At 30.5% G+C, this 11,688-nt stretch carries 10 protein-coding genes; 9 read left to right on the top strand and 1 reads right to left on the bottom strand.

From position 1 onward, the window contains the following. Nucleotides 1-182: 182 nt before the first annotated feature. The 3 genes from B2S02_RS17940 to B2S02_RS17930 all read left to right on the top strand — a co-directional run bounded on the left by B2S02_RS17940 (nt 183) and on the right by B2S02_RS17930 (nt 3,257). The gene (locus B2S02_RS17940) at nt 183-737 is read left to right on the top strand and encodes a sigma-70 family RNA polymerase sigma factor (RefSeq protein WP_346876700.1); all 555 of its coding nucleotides are present in this window, start codon (nt 183-185) and stop codon (nt 735-737) included. 17 nt (nt 738-754) lie between these two features. Next, nucleotides 755-1,780: a DUF4652 domain-containing protein gene (locus B2S02_RS17935; RefSeq protein ID WP_346921110.1), complete on the top strand. Its 1,026-nt coding sequence runs from the start codon at nt 755-757 to the stop codon at nt 1,778-1,780. Between the two features lie 160 nt (nt 1,781-1,940). After that, nucleotides 1,941-3,257, top strand: a complete 1,317-nt coding sequence (locus tag B2S02_RS17930) for a tetratricopeptide repeat protein (protein WP_346921109.1) — start codon at nt 1,941-1,943, stop codon at nt 3,255-3,257. Nucleotides 3,258-3,462: 205 nt separating this feature from the next. Here B2S02_RS17930 and B2S02_RS17925 read toward each other — a convergent pair whose 3' ends face one another. Continuing rightward, the gene (locus tag B2S02_RS17925; RefSeq protein ID WP_346876698.1) at nt 3,463-4,473 is read right to left on the bottom strand and encodes a hypothetical protein; all 1,011 of its coding nucleotides are present in this window, start codon (nt 4,471-4,473) and stop codon (nt 3,463-3,465) included. 188 nt (nt 4,474-4,661) lie between these two features. On the opposite strand from B2S02_RS17925, the gene cdaA reads away from it, so the two are divergent. The 6 genes from cdaA to buk (B2S02_RS17895) all read left to right on the top strand — a co-directional run bounded on the left by cdaA (nt 4,662) and on the right by buk (B2S02_RS17895) (nt 11,686). After that, nucleotides 4,662-5,510, top strand: coding sequence for a diadenylate cyclase CdaA (cdaA, locus tag B2S02_RS17920; RefSeq protein WP_035133386.1), 849 nt, complete (start codon nt 4,662-4,664; stop codon nt 5,508-5,510). Further along, nucleotides 5,480-6,718: a CdaR family protein gene (locus B2S02_RS17915; protein ID WP_346847782.1), complete on the top strand. Its 1,239-nt coding sequence runs from the start codon at nt 5,480-5,482 to the stop codon at nt 6,716-6,718. The genes cdaA and B2S02_RS17915 overlap by 31 nt, the downstream gene beginning before the upstream one ends. Further along, nucleotides 6,708-8,309: an NAD(P)/FAD-dependent oxidoreductase gene (locus B2S02_RS17910; RefSeq protein ID WP_346876697.1), complete on the top strand. Its 1,602-nt coding sequence runs from the start codon at nt 6,708-6,710 to the stop codon at nt 8,307-8,309. Before B2S02_RS17915 ends, B2S02_RS17910 begins: the two co-directional genes overlap by 11 nt. A 279-nt stretch (nt 8,310-8,588) precedes the next feature. Further along, the gene (gene buk, locus B2S02_RS17905; protein WP_346847780.1) at nt 8,589-9,680 is read left to right on the top strand and encodes a butyrate kinase; all 1,092 of its coding nucleotides are present in this window, start codon (nt 8,589-8,591) and stop codon (nt 9,678-9,680) included. 18 nt (nt 9,681-9,698) lie between these two features. Continuing rightward, nucleotides 9,699-10,601: a phosphate butyryltransferase gene (ptb, locus tag B2S02_RS17900; RefSeq protein WP_346876696.1), complete on the top strand. Its 903-nt coding sequence runs from the start codon at nt 9,699-9,701 to the stop codon at nt 10,599-10,601. Nucleotides 10,602-10,615: 14 nt separating this feature from the next. Next, nucleotides 10,616-11,686 (top strand): butyrate kinase, encoded by a 1,071-nt coding sequence (gene buk, locus B2S02_RS17895; RefSeq protein ID WP_346921108.1) that lies wholly within the window; start codon nt 10,616-10,618, stop codon nt 11,684-11,686. The last annotated feature ends 2 nt before the right edge of the window (nt 11,687-11,688 follow it).

The following is an 11,688-nucleotide window of genomic DNA, read 5'->3' as shown; positions in this document are numbered from 1 at the left end:
ATATAATGGAGGCAAGTATGCCTATAATACCACATTAATAGCAGGAATTATAATAATAAGTATGTTATTTATTATATTAATTTGTCTGTCCTAATATTATAATAAAATTTTTAGTCAACTTATTAATAAAGTAAACTTTATTAAATTAATATCGTATTATTTATATAAAGAGAGGGAAGAAGATGAAAGAATCGCAAGGAAGAGCTCCTGTAGAAGATGCCATTCTTGTAAGCAATGTATTAAAGGGAGACGTAGATAGTTTTCAAGTTATAGTCGAGAAATATCAGCTTAATATACTTAGATTTATTTATGGAATGATAAAACAGAAGGAAGCAAGTGAGGATATTACTCAAGAGGTATTTATAACTGTATATAATAAATTAGATATGTATAATAATAAATATAGTTTTATAAATTGGGTTTTGCAGATTGCAAAAAATAAAACCATAGATTATATGAGGAAATATAGAAAGGTTTATGAAAGTGATATTGATGAAGCATATAATATATCATCTTCTGAGATGGGACCGGAAGAATCTTTAGAATATTTAGAAGTAAAAGAAAATGTAAATAAATATATAAAAACTCTAGATCAAGTTGATAAGCAAATATTAAATTTAAGGTATTCTCAGAATTTAACTTTTAGAGATATAGGTGAAACTCTAGATATTACAGAAACTACTGTGAAAAGGAGATACTATAAAGTAAGAGATGGATTCAAAGTCTTTTGCAAGTAAGGTTAGGAGGAGTCACAATGAAATGTAGTCAGTTCAAAGATAAGTTAACAGAATATATTGAAGAAAATTTGTCAGCCGAAGCAGATGAAGAAATGAGGAGTCACCTTTTAACCTGCCAAAGTTGTAAAGATGATTATGACAAAGAAGTTTTAGAATATAAAACTTTTAAAGAGGCCTTTTCTTATGAAAACATTAACTTTAAAAACTCTACAGAAAAAATAATGGAGAGTATAGATAAAAATAAATATACAAGGGGGAGAAGAGGAATGAAAAGAAAATACAAAGGAGCATTAGCTATTGCAGCTGCATTTTTATTAGGGGTTATAGTTACTCCTGTAGCTATGAAATTAATGGATGGTAAAGAAATATTTTCAGCAGCCTCATCAGGAAAGGAAGAGAATTCTACTAAGCAAGAAAATATAGTTAAATCTGAAATTGCAGAAGAAAACAACAGTAACGAACCTATAGAAAGCGTTCCAGAGACATCATCAAATGAAGAAAAGACTAGTGATGATATAAAGAAATCAGTAAATGTGAATATTGTTGACTTATATAGTAAAGCGGAAGTGACTATGTCTAAGGAGTTAACTTTTAATACACCATTTATAGCTACAGAAGATGGTAAATATGAAGCTAGTATAGAAGGTAAAGGAGAAAAGGCTATAGAAGAGGGAATAGGTATACTTTATGTAAAAGATACGTCTACAAATAAGATGTATGAGTATACTGCAATAGAGAAAAAAAGTCAGCAAACACCACTATCAATAAGTTGGTATGATGACACTCATCTTATGATAGTTCATGGTTTAGGATATGGAACATTAGTTAATGGTGAACGTATTATAATCGTAGATGTAACCACAGGTGAACAAATGCTTATAGCTACGGCTAAGGATAAAGAGCGGTTTGTATCTATAACAAGAAAAGATGATAGCTTAATATTAAAATATGTTCTTTATTTAGATGACATGATGAATGATAAAGAAGACAAATCTAAAACTTTTGACAATTATATTCTTGGAGATGTAATAGAAATAGAATAAGATAGTGTATTGCAACTAAAGGTTGCAATACCTTTTTTCTTATTCATAGTTATTGATAATAAAACTAGTAACATGATAAAATTAGTTGTAAAAAGATATATAGGAATAGATACTATAAAATATATAATAAGTTATAAAATAAAATATAAGTGGTGAAGTGATGGTTAATATAAATAAGACTTATAAAAAGGCAATGGATTTTTATTGTGATGGAAGATTAGATAAAGCATTAAATTATTGTGATAGGGTATTAAACAAAGATAGAAGTCATTCTCCTACATTGAATTTAAAGGGACTAATATATTATATTCGTGGACAATTAGAAGAAGCAAAGACTCTTTGGAAGTTAAGCTATAAATTAAATGGAGATATGGTATCTAAAAAGTATTTAGATGATTCTAGACATGATGAAGGGGATATATATATATTTAGTCAAGGTGTACATCTATTTAATGAATTTAAGGTAAAAGATGCTTTAAGGTGTTTTCTAAAGTGTGAAAGTTCCCATTTTAACAGTATAAATCTTTGGAAATACATAGCTAAGTGCCATATGCAATTAGGGCAGCATAATAAAGCTGTTAAATATATAGAGGATATTTTAGCTATTGATAAACATAATCCAGAAGCTTTAAGCTTAAAAAAGCAGTTAATAGAATTAAATTTTATACCCAAAGAGACTAGGGTAAAATTTAAGAAGTTTATGGTGGTATTAGGAACAAGTATAGTTGCAGTGTGTATTGTATTATTAATAGGCATTGGAATATTTAAAGGATACAACAAAACTCATCAATGGTTACAAATCAAACAAGAAAAAAAGAATGAAGCAATTAATAAGGATAAAACAAATTTAGACAATTTCCAAGGAAATAGTGAAAAAATAGAGGGGAATTCTCATAAAGAATCAGAAAGTGATGAAATTAAAAAAGAAATAGAAAAAAATGAGAGTTCTAATATTGAAAATGAAAGTTTTAATGTAAGTACATTAAAATCCTACGTAAGAGCGAAAGACTATGAAAACATTATTAAATACATAGAAAAATATGATATAGAAGGTTTAAGTATAAATGATAGGAACATAGCTCAAAATGCAGTAACTTTAATAAAGGAAAAAGGAGTATTGTCCTTATATGAAAACGGAGTTAGTTATATTGCAGATAAGAGATATGATAATGCGATAAAGAACTTCACCTTAGTGTATAAATATAGTGAGGGTATGTATCTAAATGAACATATACTATTTATGATGGCCAGTTCCTATGAAGGTTTAGAAGATATAGAAAATGCAAATAAGTATTATGAGATATATGTAGACAAGTATGAAAAAAATGGTTCATATATAGAACAATGTCTTTACTCTCTAGCAATAAATAATGAGGGAATAGATAAAGAAAAGTCAAAAAAATATGCTAAAATTCTTACTAATAGATTTAGCAAATCAGAATATAACAATAGTAGGATAAAGGCTATATTAAAATAGAACCTATTTATAGTTCTACCATAAATAGAGAGAATGGGCTACTTTATAGCTCCATTCTCTCTATTTTTATTTTAAAGTTATTAGACTTCTATTCTAGTAGGATTAACTCTATTAAGGGTATCTATGTGATATGGAGATACGATAATGATGTTACAGAAAAGTAAAAGAATCAAAATGAATTTTTTCATATAATTCATCTCCTTTTTCAGTAATTGCTATTTAGGTTATTATACTCCTTAGTAAAATTTTTATACATTTTTTCTATTTTATCATAGGCTTCATTACTTGAAGCATAAAGTGAGTCCATAAAATCTTCTCTTACATCCTTACTATCTCTACGAACTTTTTCAGTTAAAATAGCATACTTAATTTCATATAAGTAGTCATTATATGAAGATACAACTTCCGTAAAATCTTTATATAGTGATGAAAAATCATCAGGTATAGACATTTGAGATAAAATGTTTTGTACTGAAGCTAATTTTTTAGAAGTATCATCTATATTAGAAATTAAAAGTTCATAGGTCATATTGCCACTACGACATTTTAAGACATCTTCATAGAAGTTATATTTTAAGCTATCTAGTGATATAACTAGCTCTCTTAAAGTATGAATAAATTTAGTAATATCTGATGATTTTAAATCAGATATTTTCTTTAAATTATTAGAAGATATACAATAGTCTATAGTTGAATCAATTACTGAATACATAGGAACACCTAAATCATAATTATAATCTTTTTTTAGCTTGATTAAGTCATAATAGTTTTCTGTAGCATCTCTGAAGGCTTTTAAATTATTAACTGCTAGCTGAATATCACTTCCATTAGGATTTTTCAGCATTGCTTCAAGTTGCTCTATAATGAGAATATTTTCATTTAGGCCCTTAGATAAATTTTCATAATTTTCTGGTGAGATTACTTCTTTAGCAGAAGGGTTTGAATTTAAATCTATAGATATATCTATCAAGTCAGCTTTCATTTTGGTTAAAACACTAAGAGCTTTTTCAACATCTATATTATTATCTATTAGGATTTTACAGCTATTATTAACCTTCCATATAGATTTCATAGTGTTAGAAATATATCTTTCTTCTTTGTTAAAAGAAAACTTACTAAAAAAACCATAACTCATAAAAAACAAAATTATACCTATAATAAAAAAGCATAAATATTTCATTACTATGTTGTCTATTTTAATTTTTTTTCCACTCACTTACAGCATCCCCCTTTGTATTTGTAAAAAATATATTATAATTCTTTATATTAAAGTTAAAACTAAAATATTCGTAGTTATTAACATTTATTTAATTAAAATATTTTTGGTCTAAAAATTAAAATTTATATTACAAATAGAAGTATTGGTGTATAATTAAAATAGTATTATCGTTAGGTGGTGACTATATGGAAAGCTTTAATGCACTCATAAATATTTTTAAGGGAATGACTATATTTTCTCTAATTGACATTATTGTAGTTTCTTTTATATTTTATAAAGGTTATACATTAATAAAAGAGACAAGAGCAGAACAATTATTAAAAGGAATTGTACTTATATTTTTATTAATACCAGTAAGTGATGTTTTAAACTTAACAACCCTAAATTGGATATTAGAGAATACTTTAACAATTAGTGTTATTTCTATTATAATTATATTTCAGCCTGAAATTAGAAAGGCTTTAGAACATATTGGAAGAACTTCTTTTGTAGATAAAATAATTTATGAAGATGAAGAAGTTATGAAGAGTGTGGTTAATGAAATAGTAGATGCTGTGGAAGTATTGGCTGAGGATAGAGTTGGAGCACTTATAATAATAGAACAAAAGACTGGTCTTGGAGATATTATAAACACGGGAACTAAAATAAACGGTGATGTATCTTCAGCACTTCTTCAAAATATTTTTGTTGTAAATACTCCACTTCACGATGGTGCCACTATCATAAGGAATGATAAGGTTGTAGCATCAGGTTGCTTTTTACCCCTTACAAATGATGATAAGTTAAATAAACAGTTAGGCACAAGGCACAGGGCTGGAATAGGAGTTACAGAGGTAGCAGACTGTATAACTATTATAGTTTCAGAAGAAACAGGGGTAATTTCTTTAGCTATAAATGGAAGATTACTTAGAAATTACGATAAAGATAAGCTGAGAAATGTACTACTTAAAATAATGAAGAGTAGACAAAATAGAAAAGAATCATTTAAAGAGAGGGTAAAGCTATGGATAAGCAAAAAAGACAAGACATCATAATAAGAATTTGTTGTGTAATAGCAGCACTAGTATTGTGGATGTATATTCGTAGTAGCGAAGACCCTGTCACTACTAGTGTAATAAAATATGTACCGGTAAAGATACTAAATGAAGATACTCTTGCAGATAGAGATTTAGTACTAATACCAAATCAAGATTTTTATATAAATTTAACAGTAAAGGCTCCGGCATCTACAATTAAAGATTTAGATAAAAAAGAGTTCACTCTAGTAGCAGACCTTCAAGGGTATGCACTAACCCCGGGAGAAAATAAAGTTCAAGTTAAAGTAAAAGAAGCAATTCCTGGAGTTTCTGTTGTAAACTCTGATGGTCTTCTAATGAAAGTAGATGTGGATACTTTAGCAGATAAATATGTAAATGTAACATCTGGAATTGTAGGTGAAGTAGCGAAAGGATATTATAATGATGATTCTGTAATATCACCTAATTCTGTAAAAATTTCAGGGCCACAAAGATATTTAGATCAAGTGGTAGGAGCAGTAGCTCAAGTAGATATAACTAATGCAAGCACTGATATAGATAAAAACTGTAAGGTTACTTTAGTAGATTCAGACGAAAGAGAAGTTACTGGACTATCTATATATCCAGAATATGTGCAGGTGAAAATCCAGGTGAAAAAAGGAAAATATTTGGGGATAAATATACAGACTGCTGGAACGGCAGTACCAGGAGTAACTATAGTAAGTACGGAAGCAGCACCAAAGAGTATAGAGGTAGCTGGTGTAAGTGAAATAATAGATAACATAAAAAGCATTAATACAGAACCTATAAATATTAGTAATATAACTGAAAGCACTACGGTAGATGCAAATCTAATAATGCCGGAAGGTGTACACAGTGTAAATAATGAGAAAACTGTAAAAGTTAAAATTACAGTTAAGAAAATTAGTGAAAAGACTTTAAGTATACCAATAAACTATACTAATTTGGGAGAAAAACTTACACTAGAAAACTCAACTCCAACATTAAAGTTAGTTATTACAGGAGAAGAGAGTGAACTAAGTAAAATCAGTGAAGATAAACTTAAGGCTACAGTAGATTTGAAAAGTTTAACAGAAGGCTCCCATGAAGTTAAGATACAATTAGCAGGAGTACCAAATACAGTACAAGTTAAGAGCCAAACACCTGAAAATATAACTATAACCATAAAAGCCAAAACAGAGGAGACAGGTAATAATGACGGTTAAGATAAATAATTTAGTTTTAGGAATAAATGAAGATAGTTTAGCCACCTTAAAATCAAAGGTGGCTAATAAACTTAGAATAAAAGAAAGTGATTTTAAATCCTTTAAAATTACTAAGGAATCTATAGATGCTAGAAAAAAATCAGAAATAAAAATAAATTATGCTGTAGAAATTGAATGTGATAATGAAGCTAAAGTAATAGCTAGAGTAAATAGTAATGATGTTAAATTAGGTGGAGATAATTATAAAGCAGATTTTGAAATTGGAACAAAGAAGCTAGAGAGTAGACCTATAGTAGTAGGAATGGGACCAGCAGGGCTATTTGCTGGACTTCTTTTAGCTGAAAAGGGATATCACCCTCTTATAATTGAGAGAGGTGAAGATGTAGACAGTAGAACTAGAACTATAGATGGCTTTTGGAATAATAGGATACTTAATACAGAAAGTAATGTTCAATTTGGAGAAGGTGGAGCCGGTACTTTTTCAGATGGAAAGCTAACAACTAGAATTAAAGATCATAGATGTGGATATGTTCTAGAAAAACTTGTTTTAGCAGGTGCACCAGAAGAAATTACATATATGGGGAAGCCTCATATCGGAACGGATATATTAAAAAATGTAGTGAAAAATATAAGAGAAAAAATTAAGGAATATGGTGGAGAAGTAAGATTTTCATCTAAACTTGAAGATATATCAATAAGAAATGGTAAAATTTCTGAGATAGTAGTAGAAGGTGAACATATACCTTGTGATAATCTTATACTTGCTACAGGTCATAGTGCTAGAGATACTTATGAAATACTATTTTCAAAAGGTGTTTCTATATCACCAAAACCCTTTGCCGTTGGTTTTAGAGTTGAACATTTACAGCATATGATAGATGAAAATCAATATGGTAAATATGCAACTCATCCAAAACTAAGGGCTGCGGATTATAAACTAACCTATACTAGTAATAAACTATCTAGATCTGTATACAGTTTTTGTATGTGTCCAGGTGGTCAGGTAGTGGCTTCAGCATCAGAAGAAAATACTGTAGTAGTAAATGGTATGAGCAATTATAAGCGAGATGGGATAAATGCTAATTCTGCTTTAGTAGTATCAGTAGACCCTAGTGATTTTGAAGGAAATACCCCATTAGGGGGAATTGCTTTTCAAAGACGTTATGAAGCTTTAGCTTATGAAGTTGGAGGAAGAAATTATAACGCCCCTGTTCAGCTTGTAAAAGATTTTTTAAATGACAAAGTATCAAAGAATTTTGGAAGGGTGAAACCAACATATACTCCAGGAACTGAATTTGTAGATTTAAAAAGCTGTGCACCAAATTTTGTTGTAGATGCTATAAAAGAAGCATTACCTGTATTTGATAGGAAAATACCAGGATATGCAGGAGAAGATGCAATATTAACAGGTATGGAAACAAGGACTTCTGCCCCTGTAAAAATAAATAGAAATGAAAATTATGAAAGTGTTAATGTTAGAGGATTGTATCCAACGGGTGAAGGTGCTGGATATGCAGGAGGAATTGTATCAGCAGCAGTAGATGGACTTAGAGTGGCAGAACAGATTATCACAGAATATTCACCAAAATAAAACAAAGAGAAACTTGATATTTATATTATCCATTGATAATATAATATTTAAGAAGATTATTTTATCCATTCTTCTTTTCTTTTACGGGGATATGAGTTTGCAGCAAGAAGTGAAGATAGGAATTAGGATAAACAGATTTCTTAGAGCTTTTGCTCATTAGAGATTGTTATCCTTTAGGATAAATTTTGCTAAGATTTAGAAATATATAAATTTTATATACTTCTAAATCTAATGCAAAAAAATTAAAGCTAGTATAAATATTTATGTGGAGGTATAGTGATGAGGGAAGATAAGCAAGTATTAGTGATTAATCCAGGATCGACATCTACGAAAATAGCTGTATTTTTGGGGGAGGAATGTATAGCCTCAGCTAGTTTATCTCACAGTGCAGAGGAAGTGAAAAAGTATTCTCATATATGTCAACAAAAGGACATGAGAACGGAAGTCATATATAATTGGCTTAATGAAAACGATTATTCACTTGAAAAGTTTCATGCTGTAGTAGGTAGAGGTGGACTTTTAAGACCTATGCCAGGAGGAACTTATAAGATAACTTACAAGATGTTAGACGACCTTATTGTTGGGTTTCAAGGACAGCATGCTTCAAATTTAGGTGGAGTTATTGCCTTTGAAATTGCAGAGAAGGCAGGAATACCATCTTATATAGTAGATCCTGTTGCTGTTGATGAAGTTGACGAAGTAACAAGAATATCAGGCATGGAAGATATATCTAGGCGTTCTCTTGTGCATGCTTTAAACATTAAAGCTGTAGTAAGAAAAGTATGTGCTGATAAAAACTTAGATTTTGAGAAAAGTAATTTCGTAGTAGCACATATAGGTGGAGGAATAACTGTATCACCAGTAAGAGGTGGCAGAATAATTGATTGCAACAATGCAAATGAAGATGGACCTTTCTCACCAGAAAGAACAGGAGGTCTTCCAGTAGGAGATTTAGTGAAGCTTGCCTTTAGCAATAAGTATACAATGCAAGAATTAAAAAACAAAATTACAAGAGAAGGTGGATTAGTAGCTTATCTTGGAACTAATGACGGAAGAGAAGTTGATAGACGTATCGATGAAGGCGATAAAAAGGCAGAATTAATATTAAGAGCTATGGCATATCAACTTAGTAAAGAAATAGGTGGAATGGCTACTGCACTATGTGGTAACATTGATGCTATAATTTTAACTGGTGGAATAGCTTATAATAAAAGAGTTACTAACTGGATTACTGAAGATGTAAAATTTATTGCACCTGTAGAAATTGTACCAGGTGAAAATGAAATGTTAGCCCTTGCAGAAGGAGCATTAAGGGTATTAAATGGTGAAGAAACACCAAAGATATATGACGATGAAGTTAAATTTGATTAACATTTGGGGGGAATCATAATGATTAAAACATTTGATGAGGTAATTTCTAAGGTTAAATCTCAATCAATGAAGAAAGTAGCAGTAGCAGTAGCGCAAGATGAACCAGTGCTTGAAGCTATAAGAGATGCTAAAAAAAATGGCATTGCAGATGCTATCTTAGTTGGAGATAAGGAAGAAATAGTAAAAATTGCAGAAACAATAGGAATGAACATAGATGAGTATGAAATTATAGATGAGAAAGATGTAAACAAGGCATCTATAGAAACTGTTAAACTTGTATCTTCAGGTAGAGCAGATATGATGATGAAGGGCTTAGTTGATACAGCTACTTTCTTAAGAGCAGTACTTAATAAAGAAGTAGGACTTAGAACAGGAAAACAGATGTCACACATTGCAATATTCGAAGTTCCTGGCTATGATAGATTATTATTCGTAACAGATGCAGCTTTTAATATGTATCCAGAACTTAAAGAAAAGATAGATATTATAAAAAATGCAGTTCAAGTAGCTCATGCTCTTGAAAATAACATGCCAAAGGTAGCGCCAATTTGTGCAGTTGAGGTTGTAAACCCTAGTATGCCAGCTACACTTGATGCTGCAAACCTTTCCAAAATGAATGAGAGAGGTCAAATTAAGGGTTGTATAATTGATGGACCATTGGCTCTTGACAATGCACTTTCAAAAGAAGCTGCAGCACATAAAAAAATATCAGGTCCAGTAGCGGGAGAAGCTGATATATTATTAATGGCCAATATAGAAGCAGGAAATGCTGTTTATAAATGCTTAACATATACTACAGAATCTAAGAATGGTGGATTATTAATGGGAGCAGCAGCACCAGTTATAGTAACATCAAGGGCAGATTCACCAGAGACAAAAATGAATTCTATTGCCCTTGCATCATTAGTAGCAGGAAGATAATAAGGAGGAAGAAAATGGGACATAAACAATTGATAATAAATCCAGGTTCAACATCAACAAAGATAGGTGTATATGATGATGAAAATCCTATATTAGTTGAAACTTTAAGACATTCAGCAGAAGAAATAGGTAAATACAAAGAAATATATGACCAATTAGAATTTAGAAAAGAAGTAATATTACAAGTACTAAAAGAAAAAGGCTTCGATATAAAAGAATTATCAGGAGTAGTAGGTAGAGGTGGACTCTTAAAACCTATCGAAGGTGGAACTTATAGTGTAAATGATGCTATGATTAAGGATTTAAAACAAGGAGTTTTAGGACAACATGCCTCTAACCTAGGTGGAATAATAGCCCATGAAATAGCAACAGAAATAAATGTACCATCTTTTATAGTAGATCCAGTTGTGGTTGATGAGTTAGAAGATGTGGCTAGAATATCTGGTATGCCAAAAATTGATAGAAAGAGTATATTCCATGCCTTAAATCAAAAGGCTGTAGCAAAGAGATATGCTAAAGAAACAAATACTTCTTACGAGGAGCTAAACCTTATAGTAGCTCATATGGGTGGAGGAATATCAGTAGGAGCTCATAAACAAGGAAGAGTTGTAGATGTAAACAATGCACTAGATGGAGAAGGACCATTCTCACCTGAAAGAAGTGGAGGACTTCCAGTAGGAGATTTAGTTAAACTTTGCTTTAGTGGAAAATACACCATGGATGAAATAAAGAAAAAGATAAATGGTAAAGGTGGAATAGTAGGTTATCTACAAACTAATGATGCTAAACTTGTGGGAGACAGAGTAGCAGAAGGAGATAAGGAAGCTAAATTAATATTTGATGCTATGGCATATCAAGTAGCTAAAGAGATAGGAAGATGTGCTACAGTATTACAAGGAAAAGTTGATGCAATATTACTAACTGGTGGAATTGCATACGGAAAATATATAGTAGAATACATTAAAGAAAGAGTAGAATTTATATCACAAGTAGTTGTTTATCCAGGTGAAGATGAATTACTTGCCTTAGCAGAAGGTGGACTAAGAGTATTAACAGGTCAAGAAGCTGCTAAGGAATATAAATAGGG

This window comes from Clostridium sp. UBA7339 (assembly GCF_002470865.1).
GTDB lineage: Bacteria > Bacillota > Clostridia > Clostridiales > Clostridiaceae > Clostridium_J > Clostridium_J sulfidigenes.
The sequence above is the reverse complement of the archived record's forward strand: the minus strand, read 5'-3'. Positions and strand labels throughout refer to the sequence as shown.

Excerpts from the sequence above, each read along its gene's own strand:
- B2S02_RS17930 (WP_346921109.1), top strand. The coding sequence starts at position 1,941 with ATGGTTAATATAAATAAGACTTATAAAAAGGCAATGGATTTTTATTGT.
- B2S02_RS17935 (WP_346921110.1), top strand. The coding sequence starts at position 755 with ATGAAATGTAGTCAGTTCAAAGATAAGTTAACAGAATATATTGAAGAA.
- B2S02_RS17940 (WP_346876700.1), top strand. The coding sequence starts at position 183 with ATGAAAGAATCGCAAGGAAGAGCTCCTGTAGAAGATGCCATTCTTGTA.
- B2S02_RS17910 (WP_346876697.1), top strand. The coding sequence starts at position 6,708 with ATGACGGTTAAGATAAATAATTTAGTTTTAGGAATAAATGAAGATAGT.
- ptb (WP_346876696.1), top strand. The coding sequence starts at position 9,699 with ATGATTAAAACATTTGATGAGGTAATTTCTAAGGTTAAATCTCAATCA.
- buk (WP_346847780.1), top strand. The coding sequence starts at position 8,589 with ATGAGGGAAGATAAGCAAGTATTAGTGATTAATCCAGGATCGACATCT.
- cdaA (WP_035133386.1), top strand. The coding sequence starts at position 4,662 with ATGGAAAGCTTTAATGCACTCATAAATATTTTTAAGGGAATGACTATA.
- B2S02_RS17915 (WP_346847782.1), top strand. The coding sequence starts at position 5,480 with ATGGATAAGCAAAAAAGACAAGACATCATAATAAGAATTTGTTGTGTA.
- buk (WP_346921108.1), top strand. The coding sequence starts at position 10,616 with ATGGGACATAAACAATTGATAATAAATCCAGGTTCAACATCAACAAAG.